At 59.1% G+C, this 15,001-nt stretch carries 20 protein-coding genes and 2 pseudogenes; 11 read left to right on the top strand and 11 right to left on the bottom strand.

Annotation, left to right across the window (positions count from 1 at the left end; genetic code table 11):
* Window positions 1–6: 6 nt before the first annotated feature.
* Entirely contained in the window at window positions 7–459 is a 453-nt protein-coding gene (locus tag NKG99_RS17320) for a (2Fe-2S)-binding protein (protein ID WP_352869810.1), read from the bottom strand.
* Between the two features lie 306 nt (window positions 460–765).
* Between NKG99_RS17320 and NKG99_RS17315 the strand changes: the two genes are divergently transcribed.
* On the top strand, window positions 766–2,067 hold the full coding sequence (locus tag NKG99_RS17315) for a cytochrome c (protein WP_352869808.1): 1,302 nt from the start codon (window positions 766–768) through the stop codon (window positions 2,065–2,067).
* A gap of 477 nt (window positions 2,068–2,544) precedes the next feature.
* On the opposite strand, the pseudogene NKG99_RS17310 reads toward NKG99_RS17315, so the two are convergent.
* Window positions 2,545–2,907 (bottom strand): annotated as a pseudogene (locus NKG99_RS17310) (type II toxin-antitoxin system VapC family toxin); the annotation flags it as partial.
* A gap of 101 nt (window positions 2,908–3,008) precedes the next feature.
* Between NKG99_RS17310 and NKG99_RS17305 the strand changes: the two are divergent.
* Both NKG99_RS17305 and NKG99_RS17300 read left to right on the top strand, forming a co-directional pair.
* Window positions 3,009–3,218, top strand: a complete 210-nt coding sequence (locus NKG99_RS17305) for a hypothetical protein (RefSeq protein WP_352869806.1) — start codon at window positions 3,009–3,011, stop codon at window positions 3,216–3,218.
* Window positions 3,218–4,237, top strand: coding sequence for a choline/ethanolamine kinase family protein (locus tag NKG99_RS17300; RefSeq protein WP_352869804.1), 1,020 nt, complete (start codon window positions 3,218–3,220; stop codon window positions 4,235–4,237). The genes NKG99_RS17305 and NKG99_RS17300 overlap by 1 nt, the downstream gene beginning before the upstream one ends.
* A 469-nt stretch (window positions 4,238–4,706) precedes the next feature.
* Here NKG99_RS17300 and NKG99_RS17295 read toward each other — a convergent pair whose 3' ends face one another.
* The 4 genes from NKG99_RS17295 to NKG99_RS17280 all read right to left on the bottom strand — a co-directional run bounded on the left by NKG99_RS17295 (window position 4,707) and on the right by NKG99_RS17280 (window position 7,094).
* Window positions 4,707–4,907 carry a P-loop NTPase family protein gene (locus tag NKG99_RS17295; RefSeq protein WP_352869802.1) on the bottom strand — a complete coding sequence of 67 codons (201 nt, stop codon included), beginning with the start codon at window positions 4,905–4,907 and terminating at the stop codon, window positions 4,707–4,709.
* The gene (locus NKG99_RS17290) at window positions 4,904–5,098 is read right to left on the bottom strand and encodes a MutS-related protein (protein WP_352869800.1); all 195 of its coding nucleotides are present in this window, start codon (window positions 5,096–5,098) and stop codon (window positions 4,904–4,906) included. The genes NKG99_RS17295 and NKG99_RS17290 overlap by 4 nt, the downstream gene beginning before the upstream one ends.
* Window positions 5,099–5,296: 198 nt before the next feature.
* Complete coding sequence (locus NKG99_RS17285; protein ID WP_352869798.1) at window positions 5,297–5,611, bottom strand: hypothetical protein; 315 nt, start codon at window positions 5,609–5,611, stop codon at window positions 5,297–5,299.
* A 1,303-nt stretch (window positions 5,612–6,914) separates the two neighbouring features.
* On the bottom strand, window positions 6,915–7,094 hold the full coding sequence (locus tag NKG99_RS17280; protein ID WP_352869797.1) for a hypothetical protein: 180 nt from the start codon (window positions 7,092–7,094) through the stop codon (window positions 6,915–6,917).
* Window positions 7,095–7,376: 282 nt separating this feature from the next.
* Between NKG99_RS17280 and NKG99_RS17275 the strand changes: the two genes are divergently transcribed.
* The 3 genes from NKG99_RS17275 (at window position 7,377) to NKG99_RS17265 (ending at window position 9,400) form a co-directional block, all read left to right on the top strand.
* Window positions 7,377–7,568, top strand: a complete 192-nt coding sequence (locus NKG99_RS17275) for a hypothetical protein (protein WP_352869795.1) — start codon at window positions 7,377–7,379, stop codon at window positions 7,566–7,568.
* Between the two features lie 259 nt (window positions 7,569–7,827).
* Window positions 7,828–8,163, top strand: a complete 336-nt coding sequence (locus tag NKG99_RS17270; RefSeq protein WP_502911005.1) for a helix-turn-helix domain-containing protein — start codon at window positions 7,828–7,830, stop codon at window positions 8,161–8,163.
* A complete protein-coding gene (locus NKG99_RS17265; RefSeq protein WP_352869793.1) occupies window positions 8,156–9,400 on the top strand; it encodes a type II toxin-antitoxin system HipA family toxin in 1,245 nt (414 codons plus the stop codon). Before NKG99_RS17270 ends, NKG99_RS17265 begins: the two co-directional genes overlap by 8 nt.
* A gap of 33 nt (window positions 9,401–9,433) precedes the next feature.
* Here the strand turns inward: NKG99_RS17265 and NKG99_RS17260 are convergent, their stop codons facing one another.
* The gene (locus tag NKG99_RS17260; protein ID WP_352869791.1) at window positions 9,434–9,613 is read right to left on the bottom strand and encodes a hypothetical protein; all 180 of its coding nucleotides are present in this window, start codon (window positions 9,611–9,613) and stop codon (window positions 9,434–9,436) included.
* A gap of 177 nt (window positions 9,614–9,790) precedes the next feature.
* Between NKG99_RS17260 and NKG99_RS17255 the strand changes: the two genes are divergently transcribed.
* On the top strand, window positions 9,791–10,372 hold the full coding sequence (locus NKG99_RS17255; protein ID WP_352869789.1) for a hypothetical protein: 582 nt from the start codon (window positions 9,791–9,793) through the stop codon (window positions 10,370–10,372).
* Here NKG99_RS17255 and NKG99_RS17250 read toward each other — a convergent pair.
* Window positions 10,332–10,844, bottom strand: a complete 513-nt coding sequence (locus NKG99_RS17250) for an AI-2E family transporter (protein ID WP_352869787.1) — start codon at window positions 10,842–10,844, stop codon at window positions 10,332–10,334. The two genes, NKG99_RS17255 and NKG99_RS17250, sit on opposite strands and share 41 nt — an antisense overlap.
* Before the next feature lie 103 nt (window positions 10,845–10,947).
* On the opposite strand from NKG99_RS17250, the pseudogene NKG99_RS17245 reads away from it, so the two are divergent.
* Together NKG99_RS17245 and NKG99_RS17240 are read left to right on the top strand one after the other, a co-directional pair.
* A pseudogene (locus NKG99_RS17245) lies at window positions 10,948–11,205 on the top strand (histidine kinase); the annotation flags it as partial.
* 44 nt (window positions 11,206–11,249) lie between these two features.
* Window positions 11,250–11,810: a GDSL-type esterase/lipase family protein gene (locus tag NKG99_RS17240; RefSeq protein ID WP_352869785.1), complete on the top strand. Its 561-nt coding sequence runs from the start codon at window positions 11,250–11,252 to the stop codon at window positions 11,808–11,810.
* 201 nt (window positions 11,811–12,011) lie between these two features.
* On the opposite strand, the gene NKG99_RS17235 is transcribed toward NKG99_RS17240, so the two are convergent.
* Together NKG99_RS17235 and NKG99_RS17230 are read right to left on the bottom strand one after the other, a co-directional pair.
* On the bottom strand, window positions 12,012–12,173 hold the full coding sequence (locus tag NKG99_RS17235) for a hypothetical protein (RefSeq protein WP_352869784.1): 162 nt from the start codon (window positions 12,171–12,173) through the stop codon (window positions 12,012–12,014).
* A gap of 33 nt (window positions 12,174–12,206) precedes the next feature.
* A complete protein-coding gene (locus NKG99_RS17230) occupies window positions 12,207–12,413 on the bottom strand; it encodes a hypothetical protein (RefSeq protein ID WP_352869783.1) in 207 nt (68 codons plus the stop codon).
* A 125-nt stretch (window positions 12,414–12,538) separates the two neighbouring features.
* On the opposite strand from NKG99_RS17230, the gene NKG99_RS17225 reads away from it, so the two are divergent.
* Window positions 12,539–12,940: a diguanylate cyclase domain-containing protein gene (locus tag NKG99_RS17225; RefSeq protein ID WP_352869782.1), complete on the top strand. Its 402-nt coding sequence runs from the start codon at window positions 12,539–12,541 to the stop codon at window positions 12,938–12,940.
* Window positions 12,941–13,173: 233 nt separating this feature from the next.
* Here the strand turns inward: NKG99_RS17225 and NKG99_RS17220 are convergent, their stop codons facing one another.
* Window positions 13,174–14,142, bottom strand: a complete 969-nt coding sequence (locus NKG99_RS17220) for an enoyl-CoA hydratase/isomerase family protein (protein ID WP_352869780.1) — start codon at window positions 14,140–14,142, stop codon at window positions 13,174–13,176.
* A gap of 104 nt (window positions 14,143–14,246) precedes the next feature.
* Here NKG99_RS17220 and NKG99_RS17215 point away from each other — a divergent pair, with 104 nt between their 5' ends.
* The gene (locus tag NKG99_RS17215; protein ID WP_352869778.1) at window positions 14,247–14,816 is read left to right on the top strand and encodes a TetR/AcrR family transcriptional regulator; all 570 of its coding nucleotides are present in this window, start codon (window positions 14,247–14,249) and stop codon (window positions 14,814–14,816) included.
* The last annotated feature ends 185 nt before the right edge of the window (window positions 14,817–15,001 follow it).

Raw genomic sequence — 15,001 nt, 5'->3', positions numbered from 1 at the left:
GGACCCTCACACTGATGCAGCTTGGTGGATGGCTTCACGAATTCGCATGTAAGTTGCGCATCGACAGATGTTGCCGGCCATCGCGTCATCGATGTCCTCATCTGACGGAAGTGGTTGAACATTCAGGAGTGCCGCCGCCGACATGATCTGGCCCGACTGGCAGTATCCGCATTGGACGACTTCTTTATCCAGCCACGCGGCTTGCACGCGCTTGCCGGTTTCAGTCGAACCTACGCCCTCAATGGTGGTAATCCTCTGATCGGAAATCATTGCCATCGTAATCTGGCAAGACCGAACGGCCTCGCCGTCGAGGTGGACAGTGCAGGCCCCGCACTGAGCGATACCACAGCCGTATTTCGTACCGGTCATCCCCATGACATCCCGCAAGACCCAGAGGAGTGGCATGTCATCGGGAACGTCCACCTCGTAACGACGATCGTTGACCATCAGGGTTTTCATCGATTTTTCATCTCGCTTTGGGGATCGTCGGCAACAGCTCCCTCAGCGGAGCGCATGCACGGACGGACCACGCCTCGCGCTTGGATACTCAACGACGGGCTCCAAGAATTGTATCATCCAGCGCTGCGTGGGTTTCAAAGGAGCCAGTTCGCAGCGACCGGCGGTCCCGGGCCTGAATCCTACAATATACCCCCGGAACAACTGGCTACGAGATCGTGCCCTAAATGGGGACGCATCGTGTTCGGCAAGCCGAGGCCCCGGTAACCCGGGCTCGCTCAGTCAGTCGAATTCAAAAAGGTATCGGCCGTGACGCGATTTCATAAAGCAATCTATTCGGTGGCTGTGGTCGCCGTGATCTGCGCCGCGGGCGCGGCGGCATTCTTCTTTTGGCCCCACGGTCTGAATGAGGTCTCTGCCAGCAGCAGGCAGCCAACCGGTACGACACTGGTGGAACGTGGCCGGTATCTGACGGTCGCCGCCGACTGTGCAGCTTGCCATACGGCGAAAGGCGGCAAGCCATTCGCGGGAGGGGTCGCATTTGCGCTTCCGTTCGGAGAAATATTTTCATCGAATATCACGCCTGATCCGGTCGAAGGGATCGGCGCTTGGAGCGACGCAGAATTTGTCCGTGCCGTGAAGGCGGGAGTTGGAAAACACGGCGAGGATCTCTATCCGGCGTTTCCTTATGCGTCCTATGCGCTTCTTTCCGACGACGACGTTCTAGCCATCCGAGCCTATCTCAGTACGCTTCAGCCCGTGGCGGCTGCATCCCGACCGAGTGAACTCGCCTTCCCCTTCAATCAGCGCTACTTGATGCGAGCCTGGAAAATTCTTTTCGTCCCGCACGACGCAATGAAGGCCGATCTCGCGCACGACCAGCAGTGGAACACGGGTGCTTATCTCGTCGAGGCGCTCGCCCATTGCGGCGAGTGTCATACCCCTCGTGGCCTCATGTTTCAGCGGGTGCAAAGCAAAGCTCTGTCCGGGGCCGAGGTCGACGGCTGGAAAGCTTGGAATATCACAAGCGACAACCAGACCGGCATCGGCTGGTGGACTGACGGCGAGATTGCGGACTATCTTGCCAGTGGCCATTCTGATGGCCATGGATCAGCATCTGGTTCTATGCGCGAGGCAGTCGATCTCAGCTTGAGCAAGCTTCCGAAAACCGACATCGAGGCCATCGTCGCATATTTGCGAACAGTGCCCGCCGTTTCCACCGGTCTCTCACTAAGCGTGGACAGAAATATTCGCACGAATTCCGGTCTCGATCAGATCTCCGCGACATCCGATGATCCCGGGCGCAAACTGTTTGCCGGCGCCTGTGCCGCCTGTCACGGGTGGGATGCCCTGGGCAAATCTAACCCGCGCGCGGCAATCGACGGCGCCCATAGTTTCGCCGATCCGAAGGGGGCCAATCTGCTGCGGGTAATCCTGCAGGGCTCATCGAACGAAGAGCGTCGAACAGGAGAAACGATGCCGGCATTCGCTCCCATCCTTTCAGATGTTGAGGTTGCTCAGCTTGCGAATTTCGTTCTGGCCCACTTCGGTGAGACCAAGGGCTCCGTTCGCCCGGCGGACGTTCGCGCAGCACGCGGCCCGGTGAAATAACGGATTACGGATCGATCGGACTTCCTGCCCCAGTGGTGATGGGCAGGCGGATTGCTTCTACGCACAGCACCATGTTTCCAGCGCTTGTTTGACAAACAGTGCAATCGATTGGGCATTGAGTGTTCACTGGCAGGCGAAGGTTGTTCGACTGATGCCATCTGTGCGTGAGCGAATCACAGGTCATGAAAGTCAGCGGGGTCACCCCCCGATGGTTTCCGCATGATGCAGTTCCCAGCTGCAAGGGCTGGCAGGAATTGGCGAAGGCAGCCCCTAGCGAAGGATGCAGGCCACGATGCGACGTGCCCCAGTCGAACGCGCGGAGGCATTATCGCTCGTTTTTGTCCTTACGTTAGAAATGGCCGTTGTCGCCCGCGTTTCAACGGTCGCAGGAGAGTGTCAGCGACCTTTTTGAAGACTGGTGGTCATTAAAAGAGGGTGGACGATCACGGTGCACGGGCATATCTGCCACAGACGCTTTCAACCCTGCGGGCGCAAGTCTGTCACCGGTCGGTAGAAGATCACACGCACCGACGGAACAAGCTGGTTGAGGTAATCGAAATCCCGAACATTGCCGGTCAGGACCGTCGCGCCCAGCAGACCGGCCTGGTGAAAGATCAGCGCATCGTTGAGGAAGCGGCGTTCATGCCCCTCCCCTTTCGGCAGACGGCTCAGCCGGAACAGCAGGCCGGCAAGCATGCCGGCGCGTCCCCAGGCGGTGGCGTCGGGTGCATGCAGCCGGTGCACTGGGATGTCTTCAATCGTGCCTGCAACCACTTTCAGGACCGACTTCGTCGTGGGGTGCGCTGGGTCGAGCCGGCCGAACAGGTGGCTGAGCTCGGCAAAGGGACCGGGCGGCCAATGCCGATCCGCTGGAAGATCTCGGCAGTTTTCTTGTCGAGGCCTTCGACGAGGTGCCCGAAGCCCGCGACGCCTTTTCGCGCATGACCGGCGGCTTCGACGAAAGAGCCTTCAACCGGGCGTGGCTCTACGGAATCGCCGATGATTTGCGTTGGGGCCTGATCGGGGCGCTGGTTGCGGCGAAGTCGTCGCGCGATACGCATGAATTCTACAAATTCGCCAGCTGGCGATTCCTGCGTTGCCGGATGGCCCTGCGCGACCCGCGCTTCGGCCAAGCGCTGCGGAGGATCTGATGTCCGTCAGAAAGCCCCTTGGCCAGGCAGCCAACGATCACGAACGCACGCTGGAACAGGTCATCGGCCGGGTGCCGCAATGGCAGGGCCGCGATATCCGCTATGGCGCACTCGTCGGTGGCCTGATGAACCAGAATTGGGTCGTCGAGGTCGCCGGAGACAGCCGAATCTATTTCGTCAAGGTCCCGGGCGCGGGATCGGAAATGTTCGTCGACCGCGTGGTCGCCAACCAGGCCGCACGCAACGCGCATGCCATTGGCGTAGGCCCTCGGGTCGTGTTCTTCGACCCTGTCGACGGCGTCGAGATCAGCGAATTCCTCCAGGGATATCGGGCCCGTACGAATGCGGACTTCTCCAACGCCGCGATCCAGAGCGCGGTTCTCGACATCTATCGCCGTGTTCACGCGAGCCCGGCGCTGTCGCTGACTAAAACCATCTTCGACATGATCGATGAGCACATCGACCATGGCCGCCAGCTCGGCTCGCATTTTCCGCCTGCCATGCCGTGGATCGAACATCGCTACGAGCAAGCCAGATCCGCATTCATGGCGTCCGGCCTGGATCTCGTTCCCTGCTTCAATGACCCGATGCCCGGCAAACTCCTGATCAGCCTCGGCGGCACCGGGGACCAGCTGCCGATGAAGCTGATCGACTACGAGTTCGCTTCCAACAATGAGCGCGCCTACGAACTCGGCGTCCTGTTTGCGGAAATGTTCTACGAAGAGAAACTCATCCTTGAGCTGATCGAGCAATATTATGGCTCGATCAGACCTGATATTGTCGCCCGCGTTATGCTCAACCGCGCATTGGCCGACGTCAAATGGGCGTCCTGGGCGGTGGTGAATCGCAAGCTCAAGACGTGGGATTTCGATTACAGAAATACGGTGTCTGGAAGTATATGCGCGCACGCGATGTCATGTACGACCCGCGTTGGGAGGCTTGGCTGCGCGCCATTTGAAGAGCCGCGAGAGCGGCAATCTCGTTGGGGCAGCGATCGGGTTTCTCCCGTCCGAGAATAACCGCAGGTGGCTACTCGCTATCCTACGAGAGCGGCCGCGTTTGGCGCATTGTGGAGAGTGGTACCCGCGAAGAGCCGAGCTCATTCTGCGGTCGCCTGCGAAGTTCGCATTCCAAACGATCTTCCGCGTGTAAAGTGACGGATTAGTTTATCCTCGTCCCTATCGCTATTAACGTGGACTGTAGATCATCACGCACGTGGCCGGGCATGCACAGCATCAAAAAGCGCCGAAGACGTGGACTCTGCGGATTGTCAAAAAGGTCCTCAGATCGTCCTGCCTCTACGACCCGGCCTCCCCGCGTGCTTGGACTTGCGGCATGCATGCTACTACTGGTGGGATTCATAGCCGGTCGAAGGGGCCTCGAATATCCTATGATACAGATCTTCGCCGTAGCTTGTCTGCAACGGCTCAGCCTCACTCAACTTGAAAGTTCGTGAGCCATCCGCCTGCCTTTCGGCACGCAGGAATTTCACGCCAGGCCGTTTCGTGTCGTGAAGATCATGTGCAAACTCGTACAGATGCGTGACGAAGAAGACCGTGATCCCTCCTCGGTCAGCGCATTTACGATTTGGGTTACGATCTGCGATCCCTCTCTTTCGTTCGTCGCGGCAAACGACTCGTTGAACAGGACCATTGAGCCGGATGCCATATGATCCACGATCTCGCTCATTCTTCGTCCAGCTTGCCGCTCTTCATCGTGGCATCCTCCCCGCGCTTGTAGTGTGTGAAGACGCCATCACAGACACTGCCGCAAAAGGCCGCCGGCACGAACATGCCGCATTGCATCATCAATTGCGCAAGGCCAACCCCGCGCAGAAACGTTGACTTGCCGCCCTGGTTGGCGCCGGTGATGACGACCATGTTCTTGTCGTCCGCATCCAGATCATTGCCGACGACCCGCTGCCCTTTGGTAAGAGCAAGGCAGATGTCATACAGACCGGCGAATGTGTGCCTGTGCACGTCGGACAGTCGAAGGCGATTGCGCCATTAGTTAGAGACAACTAATATGCTGACTTGTTCGCGGTCGAGAGGGCCGCCTGCATGTCGGATCGACCTGCCTTAGCGCGTGATACAGTCGTGCCCGCCACGATGCCGGTCCCCATTTGCCTTGGCCTCGCCCCTCAAGCGCTCTGGGTAGAAGCATTCCAAACCGATGAGGATATCCGCCAGTACTGGCGAGGCTATGCCCTTGGGGGCGCGGTGTGCGCCGTTTTGCTGATCATCGAGCTTCTGGCAATTCACCTGCTGCTCTGAGCCTTTGAGGATCTTGCTGAGATCAAAAAAGCCCGCCTGTGGGAAGGCGGCAGGGCCTGGAGTGCTGGGATCAACCAGGGTCAACGAGCGGCGGAGGGGTTGGTTGCGCTCGTCGTTCACTGGCATGTTACCCTCTCACACCTCAATGGCATGCTAAATGGGCTTTAAGGACGCGGTGCGGTCCGGACGGGAGATGGGGGCATCACCCGCACGCGCCAGGCTCAGGCGGCTACCGCGTCCGATCCATTTCTCCTGTCCCGCAGCGCCGGCCAATAGGGGACTGGAGCCCTGCCGGGAGGATGTTCGAAGCCTTATGACGAAGCTGTCAGAGGAATGTCAGATGTCAGAGAAGTCACAATGCAGCCTCGCGTTTTTCCGGACGGGAATCCTTGCTTTTAAGTTACCCCGAGACAGACATGAATCGATGCTCGCTAAGAGAACTGCGATTGCTCTGCTCTCCTGCCTGGCCATATCGGGCTGCGGTATGGCCAAAGCTGCGAGGGAAACCGGGCAGACGTTCGACGAGTATGGATGCCTTGCTCGTGACTTCAAAGGCCAGCCGCCTTGCGAACCTGACAATGCCGCAGCGCCCTGACGGGGGAGGCAGGGCACGGGCCACCAGGCCTTTTTCCGTGCGGCGCTCCGCCGCTCGTAGAGGAACCTTCCGAGGGGGGCGGATGGATTCACGAGGTCAAGTTCGACGGCTATCGATCGCAGATCGTCTTTGACGCCGGCAAGGTCCGCATCTTCACCATGAACGGTCACGGCTGCCCGCGCTCGGTGGATGACGACGAACGGCTACCAATATCTTCTTGCTGAGCCCGCCAGGCGCTGCTCTACGACCCGATCAGTCGCCTCAAATAGTAAACAGCATCCAGAGTTGTACCAACCCAATCAAGACGAGGAGACCTACCGTCAACGGGGCGAACAAATCTGTCGGGACCTCGGCGGCGTACCTCGCGTGGTGGGTTTCCAGTTTCGCCTCGATATAGTCTTGGTTGAGTGCCTTGATCTCCTGGAGAGTTGACCTTCCTGCGAGAGCGCCGAAACAGGATATCTTAAAAACTGACAAGGCTAGCGCCAGTTTTGCTGAAGCTGGTGCTGTGTGAGCGAAGCTGAATATCAGAAACAAGTTCGCGACCGAGACAGCGAATGTTATGCCCATTACCGACATATAGTTGCCAAGTCGAGTATTCGTCAATGCGACCTCGATCGTACTCCTATGGTTCTGCATCGCACAGCAGAAAATATAACGCGCGACTTATCTTTTCCGCAGCCTCACGCCAGCGCCGCCGCCATTCTCGGGGATGAACTCGACGCCGGCCGATGATGGCAACGAAAAAGCCCGTCACCGTGAGGCAGTGGCTTGATCGTTTCGTGTGCGGAATGATTTCAGGGAGTCAGTTCGCCTTCTACCGGATCGTCAGGGAGAAATGGGAACGAAACTGCGCACCCTCTCGGGATACATGCGGAATGAGCGCCCGCCATTGGCGTCTTCGGTCTTGAACACCAGGATCATATCCCCGTTCGCTGTGTCGACGGTCGGGATGATGTAGTCCAGGGTCACAGCGCTCTCCATGTAATGGCGAATATTGTCTTTCATAGTCCGATCCTCGCAATCCCCGGCGCGATGATCGTCGCCTCATCGCAGTCGCGGCCGGTGTGTTGTCAATCATCGCAGAGATAACCAGTGCCTTCCGCAGTGCGCTTCATTAGTGTTCCGCGCCCTAAAAATAATCCGAAAACCTGCGGGATGACGTCTTTGTTGGTGCGGGGCGTGGAGTCGACCGGGTCTTGAAGTACCCCTTGGCCTAGAGTTGGAATGTGATTTTCGGGTCGGCACCAGACAGGTTACGATGCGTCTTCAACGAATGAGGAGAAGACGATGAAAACATTCCTCACAATGGCCGCCGCGCTGACCCTGTCCGTATCCGCTGCCCATGCCGATTGCCCATATCACGAGAAGGTACAGGCATCGGTCGAAACGCAGAAAACAGCGAGCGTCGAGAAGGCCGATATGTCGAAGGCTGCGGACACTCAAACTATAAAGAAAGAAGTGCCGGCAAAGACCGAATAGCGGCGCGCTTGCCGGATCCCTCGCAGGCAGTGTGCGGTCTCGGCCCAGCGTACTGCAGATGGCCGGCCCGGCTGCTAGTGAAGCAGCGTTGCCTAAAGTCGCGCCGGCCATTTGCCGCTCTTTGAGGGATGACCAGCGTGCAACTTCTTGCGTCGCGATCCCCAAACAGTTCATTTATATCACAAATGATCTTCAAACAGATCAGACTCCTTGACATTAATGGAGGAAAAGATGCTTATGCGTATCAAACCAGTCTGGAATGAAACGCATAAGTATCACCATGCCATCGGAATCTGCGGCCCTGCTTGAAATAGGTCACCTGCTGAAGCAGGCGCGGCTTACCGCGTCGCTGACGCAGGAGCAGGTCGCCGACATGGCCGGCATATCGCGTCCCCGATATCGCGACATCGAAACGGGCGCAGCCGCGGCACGTGCGACCACCCTGATGAACATCACCCGCGCCCTAGGCCTGGAAATGATGCTGATCCCACAGTCCATGGTTCCTGCCGTCAAGTCCTTGCTGCGGCCGCATGACGACGATCTCCCCGCCTTTGTTTCCCAACCCGACGAGGATGATCGTCCCCCGAATGTTTAAAGCACCCAAGGCCATCCCCTCCCTTGACGTGCTGCTGAACGATCTGAAGGTCGGAACGATCGTCAGGACGCCAGGCGATTTCAATGCGTTCAATTTCGACGACGCCTATCGAGCGACCGGGGGCTTTCCCATCCTTAGCCTTTCTTTCCGCGCGGCGGCAGGAGGATTGCGGAAGGATCCAAAGCCTCTTGCCGGGGCCTTACCTGCATTCTTCGCCAACCTTCTTCCAGAAGACAAACTGCGCGAAGCGATGGAGAAACACCACGCAGGCAATGTGCGCGCAGGAAACGATTTTGATCTGCTGGCCGCGCTGGGTGCGGATCTTCCCGGCGCCGTGCGTGTCTTGCCGAGCGATGCCACGACGGCGGTTGCCGAGGATGCCTCAAAGGATAGGCCAAAAGCCCGGTTCTCGCTCGCGGGCGTACAGATGAAACTCTCTGTGATGAAGAACACCGGCAAGGGAGGTGGGTTGACCTTGCCTATGGGCGACGAGCAAGGCCAGTACATCGCCAAATTTCCATCGTCGGCGTTCCCCGGCGTCTCTGAAAATGAGTTTGCCAACCTAGCGCTGGCGGCGGCGATCGGCATGGACGTGCCCGAGCGCGAGCTTGTCGAGAAATCCGATTTCGAGGGAATTCCCGAGGAGTTCGACACGCTGTCGGACGGCAAGGTTCTCCTCGTCAAACGCTTCGATCGCGTCGCTGGTCGTGAGCGCGTCCATATCGAGGATTTCGCGCAGGTTTTCGGTGTCTATCCCTCGCGCAAATATGAGGGCGCCGCATATCATGACATTGCCTCAGCCATGAGCGCGGCCGTCTCGCCGACGGCCGCGCTCGAATTCGTGCGCCGTCTGGCGCTGACGGTCATCACCGGCAACGGCGACATGCACCTCAAAAACTGGTCGCTGATCTACCGGGGCACGGGCGACAAGCCAGAGCTTGCGCCAATTTATGACGTCCTGTCGACCGTGCCCTATAATCCCGCCGACTCGATGGCGCTCTCGCTCGGCGGCGAACGCTCCTTCAAGGCGCTCGCTGCCCCTCGATGGAAGGCGTTGGCCAACCGTGCAAGGCTGCCAGAGCCGGCCGTGCTGAGGACGGTGATCAAGGTCGTCGAGCGCGTCAACGATCATTGGTGGAGCCTTCCGGAACGGGCCGTTATTCCGGAGAAGGTGCTCGAGCGGATTGATGAGCATGTGAAAACGATGACCCCGATACTCGGCACCTGTGCCGCATAAGGAGGGGAATCGCGGCGATGGGATGGATTTCCTTTACTTGCGCAGATCGATTTCCGAAATGAAGGCCTCGCCGATATGTAGCCTGGCGCTGTAGCGGCCGATGTAGCTCGTCGTGCGCTCCTTGGCCGCCCGCATGTTACCGTCCACCTTCTGGATCGGCTCCTCGAGGATAGATTTTGCCGAGGAAATCCAGCCCAACGCCATATCGGCCACGCACCCGTTCGATGCCGCTGGGAGTTCGCATCGGATGCAGCACGCCGATACTGCTGTCTGGAAGACATGACGAGGAATGCGTTGATCAGCGAAGACACGATGCCAGCCGAAATCACCGATCTTTCCATTGGCTACCGGCGCCTGTGGCTTGGCAAGTTCGCCAATCCGGTGACGTGAATGGAGGCGCGCGCTCCGCAGCCCGATCTCGCGCAACCTCTGGCGTTGACCCGGATCACAATGCCCGACTGCGCTTCCCATCGGGCAATCTTCCTCGAGATCGGCGCGCCCTGGGCTGTGGGATCGCGTTTCCGCAATGTCCGATGCCGAGATCGCGGCACATTTTGCCGTTCCGCGCCAGCATCTCTATTACATCATGACGAGGCCGGCGCGTATCTCGGCATGGTCGAATTGTACAACAGCAGCGCCCTGTTCCCCTCCTTGATCGGCCGTGGCTTCGGCAAGCGGCTGATGGCCGGCGCGCTGGATCAGGCATGGCGCTTCAGCCCCGGCCGCATGTGGCTGCACCCCGTTGTCGTCCTCGGCTTCCTTGCCCTCCCCGGCTGTTTCTTTTCCCGCATCCCTCTTGCCGTACCCGGCGGCGGCCGGCTCATCCTCTTCGACCGCTTCTTCGTGTGCGCTGTCGTCGAGGTTTGGCGTGTCGGCGGCGGGCGGCGACGTTTCCTGCAGATCGATCGCGCGACGCGCTCGATCACCTGGCTCAATCTGGCAATGATCCCTTCTCCTGCTCCGTTTCCTTGAGCGACCAGATCTTCGTCAGGATGTTTGTCTGGTAGGCCGGGATGTTCTGCGCCAGTTCGCTAACCTGCGATGCGGCAATGAAAGAGAACAGAGCGAGTGCCGCGAAAGCACCGAGCACACTGACGATGACAGCGGGAAGGCGGGGAATGCCGACGCGCTTCAAAGCCGACACCACGGGCGCAAGCGCGAAGGTCAAAAGCAGCGCAATGGCGATCCGCAGGAACACTTCGCGCCCGAAATACAGCGCCGCAACCGCTGTCCCGATGATAGCGACGCTGGGCAATGAGGTGCGCGGACGGGTGTTGGCTGCGGAAGAATGCCCGCCAGGCCGAGCTCTAATGGGTAAATGCCGTTTCGACGATTTGCCGCCATTGATACCTAGCGTCGCCAGCCCACCATGATCATTTAGCTGGCGTGCAACGTCAGCAGCTATACGCGCTTGCAGGTTCCGACCGAACGGTCCGACTGGCACGTTGTCGTGACGCGCCGGTTCGATTCAATTCGGGACACGAAGCCGGCAAGTGTGTAACAAGGGCCGAACGGGAGGCGAAGGCGCCTTCAGATCGGCTTTGAGCTTGTTCCACCCCATTGAGAATATCGAGGACGCGCAGACGCTGGCGCAGGCCATCGTCAACACGATTGCCGCACCGTTCCTGGTCCTCGACGAAAAGTTTCATGTGCTGGCGGCCAGCCGCTCCTTCTATCAGACCTTCAAGGTCGACCCCGACGAGACACACGGCGCCCTGCTTTATGCGCTAGGCGACGGCCAGTGGGACATTCCGGCACTGCGCCTGCTCCTGGAGACGATCATCCCTGAGAAGACTGCCATGGACGTTAGGCCAGGATAGCCCCTAATGGTCCCGCAGGGAGGTAGACCATGACAAAAGTGCGTGACGTTTCGTTTGGGGCCCTTGCCGCATTTTCCGCAATGTTGGGGTTAGCCGGCAACGTGGATGCCGAGGATGCACTTCCGACAATCGTCACCCTCGGCGACAGTTACATCAACAGCGGTGGAGTAGCTCCCACTGAGAGCTTTGCGACCAAGCTAAAGTCTGGGCTGAACGCTGCCGGGCACCCAGTGACAATTGCCGAGGTGGGGTACACGGGGACCAGCAAACGGGGTCTCGCTTGGCTGGCGGAATCCAAGGAGGGCCTTGACCTGCAGGCGAACCCTGCAAACCACGTTGTCATCGTTGAACTGGGTCAGAACGATTGCGCTCGTATCGACCTGGATCACACGCGCGCGAACCTCGACCAGATTCTGACTATCCTCGACCACAAGCGCGTTCCAGTGCTTGTGGTTGGAACCGCGGCCTATGGCTATTGCTCGTCTATGCTGTCTGCTGGGCAGGGGGCTGACTATGCCCACTGGGCATCGGGAGTTGCTGCAAGCGGACAACGACCACCCAAATGCAGCGGGCGATGCGATCATCGTTAGAAACATGCTCCCTATGGTTGAGGCGCTGCTCGCGCAGGTGCAACAGCGTTGAACACCCGTCTGAAGAACCCCTTTGCACGTACATTAGCTTAAGCACATATTAATGCAGCAGGCGAAGTACCCGTACCGGTTTAGGCTCAGCGCCAGCCCCTCCACCCTCGACGCCGGGCCGCTAGGGCCAATATGGCAGACTCGGTGGCCTTAGCTGTCTTGCCGCCGCTTCCTGTCGCGAAAGTTGAGAAGATCAACCAGATCGTCGGCCTCATCGATGGGCATGTCGATCAATGGAACACCCACCTCGACAACAGGCATGCCGGTGAACATGTCGATGATGTCCCACGTGCCTTCAGGCGTTTTTACCATATTGTATCGCTGCGTCATCGGGGGGCAGAGTGTTTAGCGCTGTGATTGTGTGTCGTCCCGCTTGGCATCGGGTCCTGTGCGGTCAAGTTCATCAACCAATGTAGCAACGTTGGGCGGCAGATCAGGTTCGAACCGCCAGTTGAGGAGCTTGCGCAGGTGCCGGCGGAGGACTTCCGTGCCCATCCAACGCCGCACGATTTCGGCAATAGCCTTCTGCCTTGAGCGATCAAGTTCTGTCATGTTCGGGGCTTTCGGAACATGTGCCTACACGCCGAACCCAACCGGGACGGAATGGTTCCTGGCAGAAAGTTGGCCCGCCAAAGGGCCTGCGCGATGGATGGACGAAGTTTCGGCGGGCCAAAGGCATGTCTCTTGGCAGCACCGGAAACGTTCCGACCTATTGGCGTCGACAGTTCGTAGCGCTCGCCACGCCAAAAAGGCCAGTGCAAGCGGCGCGAGCACGACACGGTCGCTCGTCTCGGCGGCGACGAGTTCGCCATTGTGCAGACCGATATTCATCGCCAGTCAGTGCCGCGGTCCTGGCAGGTCGTCTGGTGGCGGCAATGCAGGAGCCGTTCGAGGTCTGCGGGTGCACGGTGTCCATCGGCACCAGCATTGGGATATCGGTTGCGCCCGATGATGGTCTTTCGTTGGACGAACTCTTGCGGAAAGCCGACCTCGCCCTTTACGCAGCAAGCATGGTGGACGCGGTGCGTTCAACTCTTATGCAGGCGAGGCAGGTTAGCCTTTGGAGGCGAGCCACTTAGCCCCAGCCGTCTTGCGCCGTCCGGCTGTGTCCTTGTCGGCGCTGGTCACCTTTGTCGATGGTAGCGGTGCGGCACTCGAGGCCGGCCTGAAAGGCAAGTTGGACGGCGCCTCCGAGGAATTTGTGATCGGTTACGACCGCCAGGCATACGGCGTGACCGTGACCTGTATCGGTATAGACGCCGGCCGAGGGCGTCATCTGCGGCGGCACCCGGCCACAAGCGGACTGGAGCCGCTAGTCGCCCAAACGCCCCGCGGTCAGCGCACGCGCATAGATCTTCCGGTCCATAAGTGGCAGCTCGCCGGTCGCTTCCGTCGCAGCAATGTAGTTGAGCATCAACTGCTGAGCTTCCTTGGACTGATCCCTCACCAGAAACTCAGCATGCTCGAGCTGCAGGCCCTCTTCCAGCGGGAGCGAGCTGCCAAAGTAGATGGATCGCTTGATCGCCCCAAGAGATTGCTTGGGTCGGCGGCTCAGATATTCTGCGCGTTCTATGGCTCGTGCAAGCACCTCGTCCTGAGGAACGACCTCGTCGACTGCGCCAAGCGCGAGGGCTTCTGCTGGCGTGAACGGCTTGCCTTCGAGAATGGCGGCTAACGATCGCTGGGCGCCAATTAAGCGAGGTAGTCGCTGGGAGCCGCCACCGCCTGGTGTAAGCGCGAGTAGGACTTCGGAAAGGCCGATGACAAAGTCACCGTCCGCCATGATACGCAAATCACACGCCCAGGCGAACTCCGCGCCAACGGCAAGCGCTGAGCCATTGAGTGCCGCGACAAAGATAGTGCCGCTTGCATTCATCTTCAGGAAAGTCGCGTGAAAGCTATCGAGCTGCAAAAGCGTCTTGAGTCGCGTCATTCCCGCAAGCGTTCTAACGATCGGGATTCTATTGATGAGTCTCGCCATGCGAGTGACAATTCCGGCGATGCGCGTGTTGATCGGCGGGAACCCGATACCACCCTGTTGGAGCCACGTAACATCAGAGTGGCTCAAGAATCGATCGGGGTGCGTGCCAGTGAAGACGACTGCATGAATGTTCGGGTCACGGTCTGCGCGATCAACGAGCTCTTTTAGTTGCTTGGTAAGCGCAGCATCGAACAAGGCATGCGGTCCTCCATCGATACGAGCGACGAGTACCTTGCCGTGCTCTTCAACATCGATATGACCATGGGTCCCTGTCGCGGTTTTTCTGGAATCTGAGGCCATCGCTGTCTCCAAACGCTGGAACTCTTACCAGCGACGTGTTATTGCATGGCAATCACTTATATACCTTACGATAATAATGCAATGGTGGAAACGCAGGAGCAGACATGCGCTACGAAAAGGGCCGGAAGGAGGCATCCAAGCGCCGCATCGTGGAGATTGCAGCGCAGAAGTTCCGCTCCGACGGCATTGCCGCCACCGGACTAGCCGGCATCATGACCGAGGCCGGCCTGACCAACGGGGCTTTCTATCCGCACTTCAAATCGAAGGCGGCGCTGGTCGGCGAGAGTGTGTCGGCGGCGCTGGAAGAACAGTCACAACAGATTGCGGAACTGCTGGTCGCCGGCGGGCCTGACATGGTGATCGACACCTATCTGTCGGCTGCGCATCGGGACAACCCCGGCATTGGATGCGCATCTTCGGCATTGCTGTCCGAGCTCGGCCGTGAGCCAGCCGAGACGCGTCACCTCTACACCGAGCATGTACGGCCCCTGGTGCATCAACTGGCCGATCAACTCGATCCACAGGTTGCCGACCGGGAAAGCGTCGCGATGGCTGTCTTCGCAACCCTTATCGGTTCGCTGCAACTGGCCCGGACGGTTGACGACGCAGAACTGTCCGACCGCATCCTGACGGCGGGGGCAGAGGCAGCACGTACCCTTGTTCGACCACGATAATAGAGGGCATCGCCTTGAAAGTACGCTAAACAACGCTTAGGGAGAACAAACGGTGATTCTTGTCGGGCAGAACCTGCCTTGAAAGAGGCACCCGAACTCGCTCGCTTCTTACAGTCGGTCGGCGGCCACCGGAACGAGCAAGTAGCGCCATGAGCGGATATAGGCCGTCTTGCGTTCCAAAAAAG

This window comes from Mesorhizobium sp. M1409 (genome assembly GCF_040317535.1).
GTDB lineage: Bacteria > Pseudomonadota > Alphaproteobacteria > Rhizobiales > Rhizobiaceae > Mesorhizobium.
Note: the sequence above shows the minus strand (reverse complement) of the source record. Positions and strands in the feature narration are given on the sequence as shown.

Excerpts from the sequence above, each read along its gene's own strand:
- NKG99_RS17240 (WP_352869785.1), top strand. The coding sequence starts at position 11,250 with ATGACAAAAGTGCGTGACGTTTCGTTTGGGGCCCTTGCCGCATTTTCC.
- NKG99_RS17280 (WP_352869797.1), bottom strand. The coding sequence starts at position 7,094 with ATGAAAGACAATATTCGCCATTACATGGAGAGCGCTGTGACCCTGGAC.
- NKG99_RS17265 (WP_352869793.1), top strand. The coding sequence starts at position 8,156 with ATGTTTAAAGCACCCAAGGCCATCCCCTCCCTTGACGTGCTGCTGAAC.
- NKG99_RS17290 (WP_352869800.1), bottom strand. The coding sequence starts at position 5,098 with ATGGTCGTCATCACCGGCGCCAACCAGGGCGGCAAGTCAACGTTTCTG.
- NKG99_RS17255 (WP_352869789.1), top strand. The coding sequence starts at position 9,791 with ATGGAGGCGCGCGCTCCGCAGCCCGATCTCGCGCAACCTCTGGCGTTG.
- NKG99_RS17305 (WP_352869806.1), top strand. The coding sequence starts at position 3,009 with ATGACCGGCGGCTTCGACGAAAGAGCCTTCAACCGGGCGTGGCTCTAC.
- NKG99_RS17320 (WP_352869810.1), bottom strand. The coding sequence starts at position 459 with ATGAAAACCCTGATGGTCAACGATCGTCGTTACGAGGTGGACGTTCCC.
- NKG99_RS17270 (WP_502911005.1), top strand. The coding sequence starts at position 7,828 with ATGAAACGCATAAGTATCACCATGCCATCGGAATCTGCGGCCCTGCTT.
- NKG99_RS17235 (WP_352869784.1), bottom strand. The coding sequence starts at position 12,173 with ATGGTAAAAACGCCTGAAGGCACGTGGGACATCATCGACATGTTCACC.
- NKG99_RS17300 (WP_352869804.1), top strand. The coding sequence starts at position 3,218 with ATGTCCGTCAGAAAGCCCCTTGGCCAGGCAGCCAACGATCACGAACGC.
- NKG99_RS17215 (WP_352869778.1), top strand. The coding sequence starts at position 14,247 with ATGCGCTACGAAAAGGGCCGGAAGGAGGCATCCAAGCGCCGCATCGTG.
- NKG99_RS17275 (WP_352869795.1), top strand. The coding sequence starts at position 7,377 with ATGAAAACATTCCTCACAATGGCCGCCGCGCTGACCCTGTCCGTATCC.
- NKG99_RS17225 (WP_352869782.1), top strand. The coding sequence starts at position 12,539 with ATGTCTCTTGGCAGCACCGGAAACGTTCCGACCTATTGGCGTCGACAG.
- NKG99_RS17295 (WP_352869802.1), bottom strand. The coding sequence starts at position 4,907 with ATGAGCGAGATCGTGGATCATATGGCATCCGGCTCAATGGTCCTGTTC.
- NKG99_RS17220 (WP_352869780.1), bottom strand. The coding sequence starts at position 14,142 with ATGGCCTCAGATTCCAGAAAAACCGCGACAGGGACCCATGGTCATATC.
- NKG99_RS17230 (WP_352869783.1), bottom strand. The coding sequence starts at position 12,413 with ATGACAGAACTTGATCGCTCAAGGCAGAAGGCTATTGCCGAAATCGTG.